The organism is Nocardioides allogilvus (assembly GCF_003047285.1).
In the GTDB taxonomy this organism is placed as follows: Bacteria; Actinomycetota; Actinomycetes; order Propionibacteriales; family Nocardioidaceae; genus Nocardioides; species Nocardioides allogilvus.
Map to the genome: position 1 here is coordinate 487,432 of NZ_PZYX01000001.1, position 16,828 is coordinate 504,259.

Sequence of the window (16,828 nt, forward strand, 5' to 3'; positions counted from 1 at the left end):
CCCCGGACTAGCGTGCGGGCACGTCCTCGGGGGGAGGGCAAGGAGCGCTGAGGGGTGGGTCCATGCTGTCGTTGATCGCGCCGCACGGGCCGTTGTCCGTCCTGTGCCTGGGCGCCCATCCCGACGACATCGAGATCGGCTGCGGGGGCACGCTGCTGTCGCTGGCAGGACGAGACGACGTCACGGTCGTCGGCCTGGTGCTCACCGGCACGGAGGAGCGGCAGGACGAGGCGCGCGCCTCCCTGGCTCGGTTCGCGCCCGGTGCGGTCGTGGAGACCGGCGGCCTGCGTGACGGACGGCTGCCTGCCGACTGGGACGCGGCCAAGGACGTGCTGGAGGAGGCGGCCCGCAGGCACGCGCCCGACCTCGTCCTCGCCCCCCGCGTCGACGACGCCCACCAGGACCACCGCGTCGTGGGCCGGCTCGCTGCGACGGTGTGGCGAGACGCCCTCGTGCTGCACTACGAGATCCCGAAGTGGGACGGCGACCTGACCACCCCCAGCCACTACGTCGCCCTCGCCGCGGACGTCGTGGCGGCGAAGCTGCGGCTGCTCGACGAGGGCTTCCCCTCGCAGGTCGGGCGGGACTGGTGGGACCACGAGGTCTTCCGGGGGCTGCTGCGCCTGCGCGGCGTCGAGTGCCGGGCGCCGTACGCCGAAGGCTTCCACAGCCGCAAGGTCCTGCTGGACCTCGGCGCGACCCGACGAGGAGGAGACGACTGATGCGTTTGCTGGTGGATGGTGACCGGGGCTACCTCGGTGCGGTGATGGTGCCCCTGCTGCAGGAGGCGGGACACGAGGTGACCGGCCTCGATGCGGGCTGGTACGACGGCTGCGACTTCGGACCTGCGCCGTCCGGTTACGAGTCCAGGACCGGCGACATCCGCGACCAGTCACCTGACGACCTCGCCGGCTTCGACGCCGTGATCCACCTCGCGGCGATCTCCAACGACCCGATCGGCCACCTCAACCCCGAGGCGACCTTCTCGGTGAACTCCGACGGCGCGTTCCACATGGCCGAGGTGGCCAAGGCCGCTGGTGTCCAGCGCTTCCTCTTCTCCTCCTCGTGCTCGCTCTACGGCGCGGCGGGCGACACCCGGGTGGCCGAGGACGGCGAGATGAACCCGGTGACGCCGTACGGCGAGAGCAAGATCCGCGCAGAGCGCGCCATCTCCCGCCTCGCTGACGACGACTTCAGCCCGACCTACCTGCGCAACGCCACCGCCTACGGCTCCTCACCCAGGCTGCGCGCCGACATCGTGGTCAACAACCTGTGCGGGGCGGCCTTCACACGCGGCGAGGTGCGGCTGCAGAGCGACGGCACGCCGTGGCGCCCGCTCGTCCACGCCGAGGACATCGCCCGCGCCTTCCTCGCCGTCCTGGAGGCGCCCCGCGAGATCGTGCACGACCAGGCCTTCAACGTGGGCCGCGACGAGGACGTCGTCCAGGTGCGCGAGATCGCGCTGGCCGTCGCCGAGCGCTTCGGGGCCCCGGTCACCTTCGCCGAAGGCGCGACCGCAGACCTGCGCGACTACCGCGTCGACTTCGCCAAGCTGGCCCGCGACCTGCCGGGCTTCCGGCCCGAGTGGACGGTGGCGACCGGCATCGACGAGCTGGCCGAGGACATGGCTCGCCAGGGCCTGACCGCCGACGCCTTCGAGGGTCCCCGCTACGTCCGGCTCAAGAGGATCCAGGAGCTGATGGGCGCCGGGCGCCTCGACGACCGCCTCGTGCTGCGATGAGCCTGCTCTCCCCGGACCCGCTGCGCGCGCAGCGGATGCGGGCGCGGCTCGAGCGGCTCTACCCGCTCTGCCGGAGCATGACCGGCGACGGCGTGCGCGAGACGCTCGCGGCCATCGGGGAGGCCGTCTCGCTGCACAGCGTCGAGATCCCGACCGGCACGACCTGCCACGACTGGACCGTCAACGACGAGTGGAACGTCCGCGACGCCTACATCGCCGACCTCGGCGGTCGCCGGGTCGTCGACTTCCGCGAGCACACTCTGCACCTCGTCGGCTACAGCGTGCCGGTGCGCCGGCGGATGACGCTCGAGGAGCTGCGCCCCCACCTGTTCACGCTGCCCGAGCACCCCGACTGGATCCCCTACCGGACCTCCTACTACCGCCGCACCTGGGGCTTCTGCCTCACCCAGCGGCAGCTGGACGCGATGGACGAGGGGCCCTACGACGTCGTCATCGACTCCACGGTCGAGCCGGGAGCCCTGACCTACGGCGAGGTGCTCGTGCCCGGGGACTCCGAGGACGAGGTGCTGATCAGTGCGCACACGTGCCATCCGTCGCTGGCCAACGACAACCTGTCGGGCATCGTCGTCGCGACCGAGCTCGCGGCCGCGCTCGCGGCCCTGCCGAGCCGGCGGTGGAGCTATCGCTTCGTGTTCGCACCGGGCGTCATCGGGTCCATCACCTGGCTGAGCCTGCACGAGCAGACGCTGCCGCGGATCCGGCACGGCCTGGTCCTGGCCGGGCTCGGTGGCCCCGGGCCCCTGGTCTACAAGCGCACCCGGCACGCGGACCGCGACATCGACCGGGCCGCGGCCCACGTCGTCGCCCGGCGCGGCGGGGAGGTGCGCGACTACTCGCCGTACGGCTATGACGAGCGGCAGTACAACGCGCTCGGTTTCGACCTCCCGGTCGGTCGGCTGACGCGCACCCCGCACGGCGAGTACCCGGAGTACCACACGTCGGCCGACGACCTGGGCTACGTCAAGGACGACGAGCTCCTCGGGGCCTACGCCGCGCTCACCGAGATCATCGACGTGCTCGAGCGCGACGCCACCTACCTCAACCTCAGCCCGTACGGCGAGCCGCAGCTCGGCAAGCGGGGCCTCTACCCCGACACGGGCGGCCAGGCGGCCACCGACGCCATGATGGCGATCCTGTGGGCGCTGGCCTGCTCCGACGGCCAGACGTCCCTGCTGGACGTCGCGCAGCGCGCTGGGCTCGACTTCGCCGTCGTGGCGCAGGCTGCCGCTGACCTCGAGCACGTCGAGCTGCTGGCCCGCGTCCCCGGCTGAGCGCTCAGTACGCCCCACGGTGGTCGAGGACGGCCCTGGCGGTCCTGAGCAGGATCGAGAGGTCGAGTGCGAGCGACCAGTTGTCGACGTACTTCACGTCGAGGCGGACCGACTCCGCCCAGCTCAGGTCCGAGCGACCCGACACCTGCCACAGCCCGGTCAGGCCGGGCTTCACGGCGAGCCGCCGGCGCGGATCGAGGTCATAGAGCTCGACCTCGCTGGGCAGCGCCGGACGCGGCCCGACGAGGGACATCTCGCCGGTCACGACGTTCCACAGCTGTGGCAGCTCGTCGATCGAGTAGCGGCGCAGGATCGTGCCGAGCCGGGTGACCCGGGGATCGCTGCGCAGCTTGAACAGCACGCCGCCGTCGACCTGGTTGAGGTCGCTGAGACCGGCCCGCTCCTCGGTCGCGGTGCAGGACATGGTGCGGAACTTCAGCATCGTGAACTCCGCCCCGTCGCGACCGACCCGCTGCTGCCGGAAGAGGCCGGGACCGGGGGTCTCGCGGCGTACGAGCAACCAGACCAGCGCCAGGACCGGCGCGAGCACGAGGAGCGCCACGGCGGCGAGCAGCCGCTCGACGACCTCCTTCGCGAGCCGGCGCGGGCCATGGCTGGCGGCGGGGCGGATCTGCATCACGTCGAGGCCGGCGCCCTGCACGACCGAGACCCGCGTCGGTGCGACGTCGAGCAGTCCGGTGCCGATGTAGAAGGGCACGGCGGCGCCGTGGGCGTGCCACTGCAGGCGGCGCATCGTGGCGTGCGTGATGCCCGGCCCGGGCAGCACCAGCAGGGCGTCGCTGCCGGTCTGGACGGTGACGTCGGCGGCGTAGGACACCCCGACCCGCACCGGGAGCTCGGCCAGCGGCTCGTCCGGTGCGGCGGAGAGGCAGGCCGCGGAGACGACGAACCGAGGTGAGTGCGCGAGCTCGGCGACGGCGGCACGCACGTCGTCGGGGTGGCCGGCGAGGACGACCCGCGTCGTGCTGCCGGGCAGCCGCACCAAGCCGCTGACGAGTACGGCGAGGGTCAGTGCCGCGACGACCGGGACCAGCGCCTGGGGAGCCGCAGCCTCACCGACCACCGCGCTCGCCAGCCAGCAGGCGACGCCGAGACCGGCTCCCGACCGCAGGACGCGACCCGCGTGGCTGCCGGCGGGCTCGCCGAGCGGGCGCCGGGTGAACCAGCCGTTGACGGCGAGGAACAGCGGCCAGGACAGCGCGACGGCGGCCAGGACCTCACGTTGGACAGTGGCTCCGCCCCGCGTCGCGATGACCACGGCCAGGAGGCTGGCGGCGAGGTCCGCGGTCGGACGGAGCCACCGATTGCTGCGGCTGCGTGAGCTGGTGGCGTCGACGACCTGGTCGTGGAGCGCGACCCGCTGAGTGGGGGGCAACGGCAGGCCGCTGACCAGATCGCCGACTGGGGGCACAGTGACTTGCGCCATCTGTCCCCCCTTTCCTGACCACGCGTGAGCAGTGGGTCGAGCCTAGGTATCGCGGTCAGGTCCGGCATGCCGCAAATGCGGCATAGGCCTGCCGGATCGGCCGCGACACGTCGGATTCAGTCGCTGTGCTGCCAGCCGACGTGGTGGGCGAGCCCGACCGCCGCGAGCTGCGAGGAGACCTCGAGCTTGCCGAGGATCGACTTCACCTGCGTGCGCACGGTCGCCTCCGACACCACGCTCTCGCGGGCGATCTCGCGCACGTTGTGCCCCGCGATCAGCGCGGCCAGGACCTGCTTCTCGCGCGGCGTCAGCAGCTCGAGCCGGCGCCGCATGTCCTCGGTGACCATGCGCTCGCTGCGCCAGGCGTCGAGCAGTCGCTCGAGCTCGTCGGAGGTCATCACCGGCAGGCCCTGGTGGAGGCGACGGACGGTGCCGAGGGTCTCCTGCAGCGGGCGGCCCTTGGAGAGGATCTTGCGCGCACCCTGGCGGACGCAGGCTCCCCAGCGGCCCCGGTCGGTCGACGCCGTCACCACGACGACGTTGGCACCGGACCGGGCCAAGGGTGAGATCAGCCCCATCCCGTCCCCGAAGCGGCCGAGGTCGAGGTCGAGCAGCACGATCCGCGCGTTGCTGCGCAGCGCCGTCGATCGCAGCGTGGCCATCGAGCCACCGACCTCGGGCAGGGCCAGTCGACGTACGTCATATCCCTCCAGGGAGAGCGCAAGCTCCAGGGACTCGGCGAACAGCATGTGGTCCTCGATGATCAGGACCCGCGTGCTGGGCCTGGTGTCAAGCGCCGCGGACATCGGCTTCCTCGGAACGGCGGGCCGCGGGCAGGCGGATGATGAAGGACGACCCGGGCGCTTCATCGGGCTCGGCCAGGGTCAACGTGCCGCCGTGCTCGCTCACCAGGCGGCGGGCCACGCTGAGGCCGATGCCCTGACCGGGGGAGTCGCTGCGGTGGACCCCCCAGTCGAAGATGCCGTCGCGGGCCTCGAGCGGGACGCCGGGGCCGGCGTCGATGACGGCGATCTCCACGAGGTCCTGCTCGGCGGTCACGGAGACCCTGCTCGCGGTGCCGCCGTGCGTGGCCGCGTTGTCGAGCAGGATGCCGAGGGCCTCGGCGACGTCGTCGGGCCGCGCGTGCACGGCGGTACCTCCGCTGGGCTCCCACTCGACGGTGCGGCCCTGGGCGCGCTGCGACTGGAGGAGCACGTCGAGGGTGGAGTCGAGGTCCACCGGGCCCGGTGTCTGTGGCGCCTGCGGCACCACCAGCCGCTCGAGCCGATCGAGCTCGGTGCGGATGGCCCGCTCGAGCCGGTCGTGGGTCAGGGGGCTGATCGCGCGGTCGTCGAGCAGCCGCGCGGCACTGGCGGCACCGGCGACGGTGCTGCGGATCTCGTGGAGCTGCTCGCGGCTCCCGCGCAGGTTGGTCTCGATCTCCAGCAGCGAGCCCTCCAGCACGATCGCGCGTCGGTGCTGGGTGGCCAGCGCGTCGCGGAGCAGGAAGAAGCTGGCGCTGGCCCACAGCGCGGCCGCGCCGACCAGGGCGGTCGCCGCCGCCAGGTCGGTGGCCCAGCCCTCGACGGCGCCGGAGCGGACCGCGTGGGCGATGCCGATCAGGAGCACCGTCGACGCGAGGCGGTGGCGGGCCCAGGCGATCTGGTTGTGGTCGTGCAGCACCAGTCCGGCGATGGCCAGGTGGCCGGCCACGATGGCGGCCGCCAGGCCCCACGCGGGCGTCGCCGACACGACCAGCGGCGGTTCGACGTGCACGAGTGCGTGCAGGAACATGAGCCCGATCGCCAGCCCGATCCCCAGCAGCAGCGGCTGAGGGTTCCGAACGGCCCGCCAGCCGAGGAGCAGGAGGACGAGCACCAGGACCGCCGCCAGCAGGTCGATCGCACTGCTCATCGCGAGGTTGCGCGAACCCGAGATGGGCTCGGCCAGGTCGTGGCTCGTCGAGACGAGCACCTGCACCGACATCACCACGGCGGCCGTCACCGTCCAGCTGTGTCGCCGACTCGGCGTCGTGAGCCAGTGGAAGTAGAGGAGCAGCGCCGCGAGCAGCAGCAGCACTCCGGCCACCACGGAGGCGATGAGTGCCGCTGAGTGCACCCGCTGCGAGTCGCGTGCGGTCGACAGCACCACGACGACGGGGGCTCCTGCGAGCCCCGCGGCCAGCAGCCCCTCCTGCCAGCTCTCGATGATCTTGTTCGTCTGTCCCTTGTCATGCACGAATTCACGCCCCATGCCCCTAGTGCCGAGACAAGGCCTTCCCCGCCTTGCCAAGACTCCCTCTTCGGGTGATCACCGGACCACCGTCAACGGTGCGTTCCCCCGAGGGCCGCTCAACGAAATGTAGGTCTCATCTTGCTAGGACCCATTCGATGATCAACTGATACCCAATTCTGGGCAATGGTGGGCTAGACGGGCGTGGCGCCTCGATCGCGAGCGCTCCCGCATCCCCAAATCGGTGGACGTCGGGCACCTCCGGCCTTGCGCGGGCAACGGCTCGTGCATCGTGCCAGCCATGGGCGTGACGGCACGTCCTCGTGCCGCGGGAGAGCGAAGATGCGCGCAAGTCTGGTGGAGGCAGAGCCGATGAGTTCCACGGCCCCAGCAGGTGTCGTGCTGGTCCTGTCCCGGCTGCTGCTCATCTCGCAGGCGGTCGGTGCGGCGCTGCGGGGGCGCGGCATCGAGGCCGCGGCAGCGTCCTGGGCCGAGGGGATCCAGCGCGCCACGACCGAGCTGGGCGAGGACGACGTGGTGCTGTTGTTCGACGACCTGGAGGATCGCGATGCGGTGCTGGCCGCGCAGGCCCTGATCAGCCAGTCCTCCGCCCAGTTCCTGGTGCTCACCCACCGCGCCGAAGGTGCGGCCTGGGGAGCCGTGCTCGCCAGCGGAGCGGCGGGGGTGATGCCCACCGGGTCGTCCCTGGTCGACGTCAACGCGGCGCTCGCGTCCGTGCGCGCCGGCGGCTCGCCCCTGGGCGACGTGCACCGCACGCGCCTGATGCGTGAGTGGTTCCGCTGGTTGGCCGAGGACAACGCCCTGCGCATCCGGCTGGCGAGCCTCTCGCCCCGCGAACGCGAGACCCTCGACCTGCTGGCCGAGGGACGCCGCGTGAGCGACATCGTCGTCGAGCTCGGGGTCGCGGAGACGACGGTGCGCAGCCACATCCGCTCCATCCGCCGCAAGCTCCACGTGGGGTCCCAGCTGGCGGCCGTCGCGGTGGTGCACCGGATGGGCGGCAGCGTCCGGACGATGGACGGCCCCCGACCCGTCCTGCCCGGGCCCCGGCGCTCGGCACCGTAGCCGACCACCGCGGGCCGCGCGCGCAGCCCGGAGGCGGTCAACCCCTAGGCTGGCCCCGTGATTGACGCGACTCCCGACCCCACCACCCTCGACGACCACGCCTTTGCAGTCTGGGCGGCGGAGGCTGCCGGAGAGGTCCTGCTCCGGGTCCGCGCCGAGAGCGGTCTCGAGGGCAAGGAGCTCAAGGACGCCGGCGACGCCGCGGCCCAGGAGCTGTTGGCACGGCTGCTCGCCGAGCACCGCCCGGACGACGCCGTGCTGAGCGAGGAGGCGACCGACGACAAGGCGCGGCTGAGTGCCGACCGCGTCTGGATCATCGACCCCCTCGACGGCACCCGCGAGTTCTCCGAGCCGCCGCGCGACGACTGGGCCGTCCACGTCGCTCTCTGGGAGGCGTCTGCCGGCGGCGACGGCCTCACCGCCGGCGCCGTGGCCCAGCCCGCGCTGGGGGAGACCTTCAACACCGGTGCGCCCGGCGCCGTACCCGCCCGCACGTCCACGCGTCCGCGCATCGCCGTCTCCCGCACCCGCCCGCCCGCCTTCGTCGAGGCGCTCGCCGCCGAGATCGACGCCGAGCTCGTCCCCATGGGATCGGCGGGCGTGAAGGTCATGAGCGTCGTGCGCGACCTCGCCGACGCCTACGTCCACGCCGGCGGGCAGTACCAGTGGGACAACGCTGCTCCGGTGGCGGTCGCTCGCGCGGCGGGCCTGCACTGCTCGCGCGTCGACGGCTCCCCGCTCGTCTACAACGAGGACGACACCTCGCTGCCCGACCTGATCGTGTGCCGGCCCGAGCTCGCCGAGCAGATCATCGACTTCGTCAAACGCCACGGCACGGACTGAGCTGACCTACGGCAGCGCCTCCGGGTGCTGCTCCAGGTAGTCGTCGACCGGGACCGGCCGACGGGCGGCATAGCCCTCCTCGAGCCACACGCTGCCGCGCTCCGTGAGGTAGTAGACCTGCCAGGCGTGATAGCCGTCGAGTGCGCGCGGCCTCTGCTGCATGACGCGGGCGTGCAGGCTCACGCCCCGGACGTACGCCGCTGAGTTGTTGTAGCGCCGCAGGGCACCCGCCTTGTCACGACCGAAGCCGTTGGCCTGCAGCAGCCGGGCGGCGGCCATGATCGCGTCGCGCGGGTCGTGGATGTCGCCACCCTCGCCGTAGATGTCCCAGGTGCTCGGCAGGAACTGCATGGGCCCCTGCGCGCCCGCGACCGAGGTGCCGCGGATCCGGCCGAACGCCGTCTCCACGAAGTTGATCGCGGCGAGGTACTCCCACTCGACGCCGTAGCGCCGCTCGGCGTCGCGGTAGTGACGCCTCAGCTCCGCCGCCGCGGCCGGTCGCACGATGCGCCACGCAGGAAGCTCGTCGGCGAGGTCGGCGGCGGTCGTGGGATGCATCGACCGGAAGGCCAGGCGGGCCTCGAGGTTGGTGCGGGTCTGCGCGCGGAACCGGCGGGGGAGTCGCTCGAGCACCCGCTCCGTCCAGCGCGGGTGAGTGCTGACCTCCCGGACCGCCAGCTGCTCGGCGTGCCCGGCGACCTCGACCCGGTCAGGCGTCGCCTCGGGGTCGGTGATCACGTCGAGGGCGGCCGCGAGCAGCCGGGCGGCGTCGGCCGCACCGGTCGGGCGGCGGGGGCCGTCGGCCAGCGGGTCCGTGGTCGGGGTGGCGAGCGGCGTACGCGCTGATGGATCGGCCGGCGACGAAGGGGCACGGTCCTGCGCGCACGCGGGCGCACCGGCCAGCATGAGGAGTACGGCGAGGAGCCCTGCGGCACGGGTCACCCGGCCAGCGTACGGACTGCCTTGCGAACGAGCACGACCCCCGGAGCCGGGCTCCGGGGGTCGGTCGGGTGATCAGCTGGTGATCAGTAGACGTAGTACTTCTTCGTGAAACCGAAGTAGTGCGTGTCGCTCGGCACCGTGACGCTGAACTTGAAGCCGCGCTGGTTGGGGGCCTTGAAGCGGAAGGCGCCCTTGTTGTTGGTCTTGATCTTCTTCCAGGCGACGTACTTCTTGCCCTTCTTGCGCTTGATGACGACCTTCTTGTTGGCGAAGTCGGGCTTGATCTTGCCGAGGATGACCAGGCCCTTCGTCTTGAGGGTGTCGGTGCGCTGGACGCCGACGGTCGCCGGAGCCGACTCGCTCGGGGTGTAGACGTCGCCGTTGCTGGCGTTGAAGCCGCTGTAGACGACCTTGTACTGCGCGTTGGACTCGGGCTTCACGTCGAAGAAGAAGAAGCTGCCCGCGGTGTCGTCGGTCTGGATCGTGGTCCACACCGGCGTCTTGGTCGTGTAGACCTGCAGCGACGCGGTGCCGTAGAAGACGCTGCCGCCACTGGTGTCGGTCACGGCGCCGTTGATGGTGATGTCGTCGCCGTACTCGACGCCGGGCGCGCTCGCGGTGATGGTGACCGCAGTGGTGTAGGTCGTGGCCGCACTGGCCGGCGAGCTGATCGCCACCGGCACCAGGCCGACCAGACCGGCCGTGATCGTCCCCGCGATGATTCGTGTGAAGCGCATAGCTCCGAGTCCCCTCTCGATGGGTGCGTGGCACCCGCTGTGTCGTGTCAGGGGCCGGCAGCCGACCCGCTGGCGAGCACGCTACCCAGCCGTCAGGGGGGTCAAACCACAGGTTGTCCGTAGACTTGCCACGACCCCCCATCCGCACCCGGCTGGGGGTCTCTCCGCGTGTGCACGCGGATGTCGATGCTGTGATGGAGGTCGTCGTGCAGGACCACAAGACTCCGCTGACCGCGGTGGCCGATGCCGTGCTCGCGGGCCCGGTGCTCGCCGAGGCGATGGCCGAGGCGAGCCAGGTCCGCGCGCTCGACCTCACCGGTCCGGCGGCCGTCCGGCCGCTCGTGGTCAAGGGCCTGGCCGACGCCGGTCGCACGGTGCTCGCGGTCACCGCGACGGCCCGCGAGGCCGAGGACCTGGTCGTCGAGCTGGCCGACCTGCTCGACCCCGCGACCATCGCCTACTACCCGTCCTGGGAGACGCTGCCGCACGAGCGGCTGAGCCCGCGCAGCGACACCGTCGGTCGCCGGCTGGCCGTGCTCCGTCGCCTCAAGCACCCCGGCACCGACGCCAGCAACGGACCGCTGCGCGTCATCGTCGCGCCCGTCCGCTCGATCCTGCAGCCGCAGGTCAAGGGCCTCGCCGACCTCGAGCCGGTCGAGCTCACCAAGGGCTCGACCGCTGCCCTCGACGACGTCGTCCGCGGCCTCGCCGACGCGGCCTACTCCCGGGTCGACATGGTCGAGAAGCGCGGCGAGTTCGCGGTCCGAGGCGGCATCGTCGACGTCTTCCCGCCGACCGAGGAGCACCCGCTGCGCGTGGAGTTCTGGGGCGACGAGGTCGAGGAGATCCGTTCCTTCTCCGTCGCCGACCAGCGCACCGTCGAGACCCTCGACCGGCTCTGGGCGCCGCCGTGCCGCGAGCTGCTGCTGACCGAGGACGTACGCCGCCGCGCGGCCGCCCTCGGACAGGCCCACCCGCAGCTGCTGGAGCTCACGGACAAGATCGCCGCAGGCATCGCGGTCGAGGGCATGGAGTCGCTCGCACCCGTGCTGGTCGACGAGATGGAGCTCCTCGTCGACCTGCTCCCCGACACCACGACCGTGCTGGTGCTCGACCCCGAGCGCGCCCGCACCCGCGCCCACGACCTGGTCGCGACCAGCGAGGAGTTCCTGGGCGCGAGCTGGGCCGCGGCCGCGAGCGGTGGCCAGTCCCCGATCGACCTCGGTGCCGCGTCCTACCGCGAGGTCGCCGACGTGCGCGGCGGCGTCATCGAGCGCAGCCTCGGCTGGTGGACGGTCAGCCCCTTCGGGATCGACTCGCAGGAGCTCGACGTCGAGGTGATCGCCGGCGCCGTACCCTCCCGGGCGCTCTCGGTCCAGGGTGCCGAGGCCTACCGCGGAGACCTCGAGAAGGCGATCGCCGACATCCGCGGCTGGCTCGCGCAGGGCTATCGCGTGACCGTCGTGCACCAGGGCCACGGCCCTGCGGAGCGGATGGTCGAGGTGCTGGGGGAGCACGACGTGCCGGCCGCCCTGATCGACGGGGCCGTGTCGCCCGACGCCAGCGTCGTCACCGTCACCACCGGCTGCCTGGTCAGCGGCTTCATCGACCCCGAGACCAAGGTCGCGGTGCTCACCGGTGAGGACATCTCGGGCCAGAAGGGCTCGACGCGCGACATGCGCAAGATGCCCGCGCGCCGCAAGAAGCAGATCGACCCGCTCGAGCTCAAGGCCGGCGACTACGTCGTGCACGAGCAGCACGGGGTCGGCCGGTTCGTGGCCATGCAGCAGCGCGAGATGCAGGGCGCGACGCGTGAATACCTCGTCCTCGAGTACGGCTCCTCCAAGCGCGGCGCCCCCGCCGACCGGCTGTTCGTGCCGGCCGACACGCTCGACCAGATCACCCGCTACGTCGGCGGCGAGCAGCCCAGCCTCGACCGCCTCGGGGGAGGCGACTGGACCAAGCGCAAGAACCGCGCCCGCAAGGCCGTCCGCGAGATCGCGGCCGAGCTGATCAAGCTGTACGCCGCGCGGCAGGCCACGAAGGGACACGCCTTCGGTCCCGACACCCCGTGGCAGCGCGAGCTCGAGGACGCGTTCCCGTTCCACGAGACCCCCGACCAGCTGACGACCGTCGACGAGGTCAAGGCCGACATGCGCCGGACCGTCCCGATGGACCGGCTCGTGTGCGGCGACGTCGGCTACGGCAAGACGGAGATCGCGGTCCGGGCGGCGTTCAAGGCCGTGCAGGACGGCAAGCAGGTCGCCGTGCTCGTGCCGACGACGCTGCTCGTGACCCAGCACCTCTCCACCTTCACCGAGCGGATGAGCGGCTTCCCGGTCGTGCTCAAGGGGCTCTCGCGCTTCCAGACCGACAAGGAGGCCCGCGAGGTGGTCGCCGGGTTGGAGGACGGCTCGATCGACATCGTCGTCGGCACCCACCGGCTGCTCAGCCCGAACATCAAGATGAAGGACCTCGGGCTGATCATCGTCGACGAGGAACAGCGCTTCGGCGTCGAGCACAAGGAGCAGATGAAGCGGCTGCGGACCTCGGTGGACGTGCTCTCCATGAGCGCCACGCCGATCCCGCGCACGCTCGAGATGGCCGTCACCGGCATCCGCGAGATGTCCACGATCACCACCCCGCCGGAGGAGCGGCACCCCGTGCTGACCTACGTCGGGGCCTACGAGGACCGCCAGGTCATCGCTGCCGTACGCCGCGAGCTGCTGCGCGAGGGACAGGTCTTCTTCATCCACAACCGGGTCAACTCGATCGAGAAGGCCGCGGCCCACATCCGCGAGCTCGTGCCCGAGGCGCGCGTCGCGACGGCGCACGGGCAGATGGGCGAGCACCAGCTCGAGCAGGTGATGCTCGACTTCTGGGAGAAGCGCTTCGACGTGCTGGTCTGCACGACGATCGTGGAGTCCGGCCTCGACGTCTCCAACGCCAACACCATGATCATCGAGCGCGCCGACACCCTCGGCCTCTCCCAGCTGCACCAGCTGCGCGGTCGCGTCGGCCGCTCGCGCGAGCGCGCCTACGCCTACTTCCTCTACCCGGCCGAGAAGCCGCTCACCGAGACCGCCCACGAGCGCCTGGCGACGCTGGCCCAGCACTCCGACCTCGGCGGCGGGATGGCGATCGCGATGAAGGACCTCGAGATCCGCGGAGCGGGCAACCTGCTCGGCGGCGAGCAGTCCGGCCACATCGCCGACGTCGGCTTCGACCTGTACGTCCGGCTCGTCGGCGAGGCGGTCAACGACTTCAAGGGCGAGGGCGCCGAGGAGCTCGGCGAGGTCCGCATCGAGCTGCCGGTCGATGCCCACCTGCCCCACGACTACATCTCCTCGGAACGGCTGCGGCTCGAGATGTACAAGCGGCTCGCCGAGGTCCGCGCCGACGAGGACGTCGACCAGCTGCGTGAGGAGATGGTCGACCGCTACGGCCAGCCGCCGATCGAGGTGGAGTCGCTGCTGATCGTCGCCCGCTTCCGCGCTCGCGCCCGCCAGGCCGGGGTCAAGGAGATCACCCTCGCGGGCAAGTTCGTCCGGTTCGCACCGGTCGACCTGCCCGACTCGCGGGTGGTCCGGCTCGGCCGGGTCTACCCCAAGAGCATCGTCAAGGCACCCACGCAGACGATCCTCGTGCCGCGGCCGCAGACCGCAGTGATCGGGGGGAAGCCCATCGATGGGATCGCCCTGCTTGAATGGGCGCGGCATGTGATCGACGACATCATCGATCCGCCGACCACGTCGTGAATCCGTCATGTCTCCTGGAGTGAAATCGTGAGCAACCCCCGTCTGCTGCCTGCCCTCGCCCCGCTTGTCAGTGGAGTCTTGGCCTCCGTCTTGCTCAGCGGCTGTGCCGGCAGCGCCTCGCCCGGAGTCGCGGCCAAGATCGGCGACGAGACGATCAGCGCCTCGCGCGTGGACGAGGCGACCGCCAACATGTGCACGGCCCTGTCGGCTCAGTTCAAGAGCTCGGGCACCATCGTGCCGATGGGCGTCATCCGCCAGGGCGTCGTCCAGCTCCTGGCGCTCGGCTCGCAGTCGGAGCAGATCGCCGATGAGTACGCCGTCGCCCCGTCGGTCAACTACGAGCGCGACGTCGCCGAGCGCGAGCGCGCGGCCTCCGTCATGCCCGAGGAGGCACGCGCCGACTACATCGAGGTCATGAGCACCCAGGCCCTCGCCAACGACATCCTCGAGCAGGTCGGCAGGGCCGAGCTCGCGGCCGAGGGCTTCACGGAGCCGACCGTCGACCAGGTCACCCAGGCCGGCGCCGACGTCTTCAAGGTCTGGCCCGACGTCAACGGGATCGAGGTGGACCCGAAGTACGGCGTCGAGCTCACCAACGGCCAGCTCGCCCCGGCCGACACCAACCTCTCCTTCGCGCTCAGCGACGGGTCGCGGGCGGGCATGTCGGCCGAGCCCGACGCCGCCTACGTCAGCTCGCTGCCCAGCAACCAGCGCTGCGGCGGCTGACCCGGTCGTGCCATGACCGAGGGCCAGCACCTCGTCGAGTTCGTCGAGGTCATGCGCAGGCTGCGGGCCGAGTGCCCGTGGAAGGCCGAGCAGACACACCGCTCCTTGGCGCGCTACCTCCTCGAGGAGAGCCACGAGACGCTCGAGGCGATCGACACCGGCGACTCCGACCACCTCCGCGAGGAGCTGGGCGACCTGCTGCTCCAGATCTACTTCCACGCGGCGATCGCCAGCGAGGCGGGCGAGTTCACCATCGACGACGTGGCCGCCGGCCTGACCGAGAAGATGCGGCGTCGCAACCCGCACGTCTTCGAGGACGAGGCGTCCGACCTGACGGCCGAGCAGGTCAACGACCAGTGGCAGCGGGCCAAGGCCGACGAGAAGCAGCGCTCGTCGGTCACCGACGGGCTGCCGCCCGGCTTGCCGGCGTTGTTGTACGCCGACAAGGTCCTCGATCGCCTGTCGCGGCTCGAGCGTCCATTTGCACGCCCGAGCGGCCAGTCCGACGAGCTGGGGGAGCGGCTGCTCGACCTGGTCCGGGAGGCGCGCAGCGAGGGCATCGATCCCGAGCAGGCGCTGCGCGACGCCGTACGGCGAGAGATCGCCGCGGCACAGGACTGAGCCTGTCGCGTCCGCCTGTGCCGATTCTCATGCAGGTCGGGGGCTGACAGTCACCCGGGCGAGCGGGGCTAGGGTGAGCCCACTCGTTCTCGACCTTCAGGAGCACCCTCCATGGCATCCATCGCAGCCGTCGGCGCCCGCGAAATCCTCGACTCGCGCGGCAACCCCACCGTCGAGGTCGAGGTCCTGCTCGACGACGGCGCGTTCGGTCGCGCTGCGGTCCCCAGCGGTGCGTCCACCGGTGCCTTCGAGGCCGTGGAGCTCCGTGACGGTGGCAAGCGCTACCTCGGCAAGGGCGTGCAGAAGGCCGTCAAGGCCGTCGCCGAGGACATCTCCGGCGCCATCGTCGGCCTCGAGGCCGACGACCAGCGGCTCGTCGACCAGGTGATGCTCGACCTGGACGGCACCCCCAACAAGGCCAAGCTCGGCGCCAACGCGATCCTCGGCGCCTCGCTCGCGACGGCCCGCGCCGCCGCCGAGTCGGCCGGCCTGCCGCTGTTCCGCTACGTCGGTGGCCCCAACGCCCACCTGCTGCCGGTGCCGATGATGAACATCCTCAACGGCGGCTCGCACGCCGACTCCAACGTCGACGTGCAGGAGTTCATGATCGCGCCGATCGGTGCGCCCACGTTCTCCGAGGCGCTGCGCCAGGGCGCCGAGGTCTACCACGCGCTCAAGTCGGTGCTGAAGAAGAAGGGCCTCTCCACGGGCCTGGGCGACGAGGGTGGCTTCGCGCCCAACCTGGACAGCAACCGGGCCGCGCTCGACCTCATCGCCGAGGCGATCAAGATCGCCGGCTTCAAGCTGGGCAAGGACTTCGCGCTGGCCATGGACGTCGCGGCGAGCGAGTTCCACGACAAGGGCAAGTACACCTTCGAGGGCTCGAAGAAGACGACGGGCCAGCTGATCGACTACTACGCCGAGCTCGTGTCGGCCTACCCGATCGCGTCGATCGAGGACCCGCTGGACGAGGACGACTGGGACGGCTGGAAGGCGATGACCGACCTGCTCGGCGCCAAGACCCAGCTCGTGGGCGACGACCTCTTCGTCACCAACGTCGAGCGCCTCCAGCGCGGCATCGACGGCGGCCAGGGCAACGCGATGCTGGTCAAGGTCAACCAGATCGGCTCGCTCACCGAGACCCTCGACGCGGTCGACCTGGCCCACCGTGCCGGTTTCCGCAACATGATGAGTCACCGCTCCGGCGAGACCGAGGACACCACCATCGCCGACCTCGCCGTCGCGACGAACTGTGGCCAGATCAAGACCGGTGCCCCGGCGCGCTCCGACCGCGTGGCGAAGTACAACCAGCTCCTCCGCATCGAGGACGAGCTGGGTGACGCGGCTCGCTACGCCGGCGTCGGCGCGTTCCCTCGTTTCAAGCGCTGATCGGGGCAGACTGC

At 71.4% G+C, this 16,828-nt stretch carries 14 protein-coding genes; 9 read left to right on the forward strand and 5 right to left on the reverse strand.

The features are described from left to right. Positions 1–62 precede the first annotated feature (62 nt). From C9J87_RS02355 to C9J87_RS02365, 3 genes are read left to right on the forward strand one after another with little or no spacing between them, the layout of a single operon-like run. Positions 63–722 carry a PIG-L deacetylase family protein gene (locus C9J87_RS02355; protein ID WP_107704621.1) on the forward strand — a complete coding sequence of 220 codons (660 nt, stop codon included), beginning with the start codon at positions 63–65 and terminating at the stop codon, positions 720–722. Continuing rightward, positions 722–1,741 carry an NAD-dependent epimerase/dehydratase family protein gene (locus C9J87_RS02360; RefSeq protein WP_107704622.1) on the forward strand — a complete coding sequence of 340 codons (1,020 nt, stop codon included), beginning with the start codon at positions 722–724 and terminating at the stop codon, positions 1,739–1,741. Before C9J87_RS02355 ends, C9J87_RS02360 begins: the two co-directional genes overlap by 1 nt. After that, positions 1,738–3,033: a DUF4910 domain-containing protein gene (locus C9J87_RS02365; protein WP_198652230.1), complete on the forward strand. Its 1,296-nt coding sequence runs from the start codon at positions 1,738–1,740 to the stop codon at positions 3,031–3,033. Before C9J87_RS02360 ends, C9J87_RS02365 begins: the two co-directional genes overlap by 4 nt. A gap of 4 nt (positions 3,034–3,037) precedes the next feature. Here C9J87_RS02365 and C9J87_RS02370 read toward each other — a convergent pair whose 3' ends face one another. From C9J87_RS02370 to C9J87_RS02380, 3 genes are all read right to left on the reverse strand, one after another. Continuing rightward, positions 3,038–4,480, reverse strand: a complete 1,443-nt coding sequence (locus C9J87_RS02370; RefSeq protein ID WP_107704623.1) for an exopolysaccharide biosynthesis polyprenyl glycosylphosphotransferase — start codon at positions 4,478–4,480, stop codon at positions 3,038–3,040. Positions 4,481–4,596: 116 nt separating this feature from the next. Then, positions 4,597–5,286, reverse strand: a complete 690-nt coding sequence (locus C9J87_RS02375) for a response regulator transcription factor (RefSeq protein ID WP_010834009.1) — start codon at positions 5,284–5,286, stop codon at positions 4,597–4,599. Then, positions 5,270–6,718, reverse strand: a complete 1,449-nt coding sequence (locus tag C9J87_RS02380) for a sensor histidine kinase (protein ID WP_010834008.1) — start codon at positions 6,716–6,718, stop codon at positions 5,270–5,272. The genes C9J87_RS02375 and C9J87_RS02380 overlap by 17 nt, the downstream gene beginning before the upstream one ends. A 366-nt stretch (positions 6,719–7,084) precedes the next feature. Between C9J87_RS02380 and C9J87_RS02385 the strand changes: the two genes are divergently transcribed. Continuing rightward, positions 7,085–7,798: a helix-turn-helix transcriptional regulator gene (locus tag C9J87_RS02385; protein WP_157953096.1), complete on the forward strand. Its 714-nt coding sequence runs from the start codon at positions 7,085–7,087 to the stop codon at positions 7,796–7,798. A 57-nt stretch (positions 7,799–7,855) separates the two neighbouring features. Next, positions 7,856–8,641: a 3'(2'),5'-bisphosphate nucleotidase CysQ gene (locus tag C9J87_RS02390; RefSeq protein ID WP_198652232.1), complete on the forward strand. Its 786-nt coding sequence runs from the start codon at positions 7,856–7,858 to the stop codon at positions 8,639–8,641. Between the two features lie 6 nt (positions 8,642–8,647). On the opposite strand, the gene C9J87_RS02395 is transcribed toward C9J87_RS02390, so the two are convergent. Both C9J87_RS02395 and C9J87_RS02400 read right to left on the reverse strand, forming a co-directional pair. Next, a complete protein-coding gene (locus C9J87_RS02395; RefSeq protein WP_107704624.1) occupies positions 8,648–9,583 on the reverse strand; it encodes a lytic transglycosylase domain-containing protein in 936 nt (311 codons plus the stop codon). An 83-nt stretch (positions 9,584–9,666) separates the two neighbouring features. Continuing rightward, a complete protein-coding gene (locus tag C9J87_RS02400) occupies positions 9,667–10,320 on the reverse strand; it encodes a hypothetical protein (protein ID WP_010834004.1) in 654 nt (217 codons plus the stop codon). Between the two features lie 278 nt (positions 10,321–10,598). Here C9J87_RS02400 and mfd point away from each other — a divergent pair, with 278 nt between their 5' ends. From mfd to eno, 4 genes are all read left to right on the forward strand, one after another. Next, entirely contained in the window at positions 10,599–14,078 is a 3,480-nt protein-coding gene (gene mfd / locus C9J87_RS02405; RefSeq protein ID WP_232819815.1) for a transcription-repair coupling factor, read from the forward strand. A gap of 78 nt (positions 14,079–14,156) precedes the next feature. Next, complete coding sequence (locus C9J87_RS02410; protein ID WP_107704626.1) at positions 14,157–14,804, forward strand: hypothetical protein; 648 nt, start codon at positions 14,157–14,159, stop codon at positions 14,802–14,804. A 12-nt stretch (positions 14,805–14,816) separates the two neighbouring features. Continuing rightward, positions 14,817–15,425 (forward strand): MazG family protein, encoded by a 609-nt coding sequence (locus tag C9J87_RS02415; protein WP_107704627.1) that lies wholly within the window; start codon positions 14,817–14,819, stop codon positions 15,423–15,425. A gap of 111 nt (positions 15,426–15,536) precedes the next feature. After that, positions 15,537–16,814 (forward strand): phosphopyruvate hydratase, encoded by a 1,278-nt coding sequence (gene eno / locus C9J87_RS02420; protein WP_107704628.1) that lies wholly within the window; start codon positions 15,537–15,539, stop codon positions 16,812–16,814. Positions 16,815–16,828 lie beyond the last annotated feature (14 nt).

Coding starts and splice junctions, on each gene's coding strand:
- C9J87_RS02355 (WP_107704621.1), top strand. CDS start 63: ATGCTGTCGTTGATCGCGCCGCACGGGCCGTTGTCCGTCCTGTGCCTG.
- C9J87_RS02360 (WP_107704622.1), top strand. CDS start 722: ATGCGTTTGCTGGTGGATGGTGACCGGGGCTACCTCGGTGCGGTGATG.
- C9J87_RS02365 (WP_198652230.1), top strand. CDS start 1,738: ATGAGCCTGCTCTCCCCGGACCCGCTGCGCGCGCAGCGGATGCGGGCG.
- C9J87_RS02370 (WP_107704623.1), bottom strand. CDS start 4,480: ATGGCGCAAGTCACTGTGCCCCCAGTCGGCGATCTGGTCAGCGGCCTG.
- C9J87_RS02375 (WP_010834009.1), bottom strand. CDS start 5,286: ATGTCCGCGGCGCTTGACACCAGGCCCAGCACGCGGGTCCTGATCATC.
- C9J87_RS02385 (WP_157953096.1), top strand. CDS start 7,085: ATGAGTTCCACGGCCCCAGCAGGTGTCGTGCTGGTCCTGTCCCGGCTG.
- C9J87_RS02400 (WP_010834004.1), bottom strand. CDS start 10,320: ATGCGCTTCACACGAATCATCGCGGGGACGATCACGGCCGGTCTGGTC.
- mfd (WP_232819815.1), top strand. CDS start 10,599: ATGGCCGAGGCGAGCCAGGTCCGCGCGCTCGACCTCACCGGTCCGGCG.
- C9J87_RS02415 (WP_107704627.1), top strand. CDS start 14,817: ATGACCGAGGGCCAGCACCTCGTCGAGTTCGTCGAGGTCATGCGCAGG.
- eno (WP_107704628.1), top strand. CDS start 15,537: ATGGCATCCATCGCAGCCGTCGGCGCCCGCGAAATCCTCGACTCGCGC.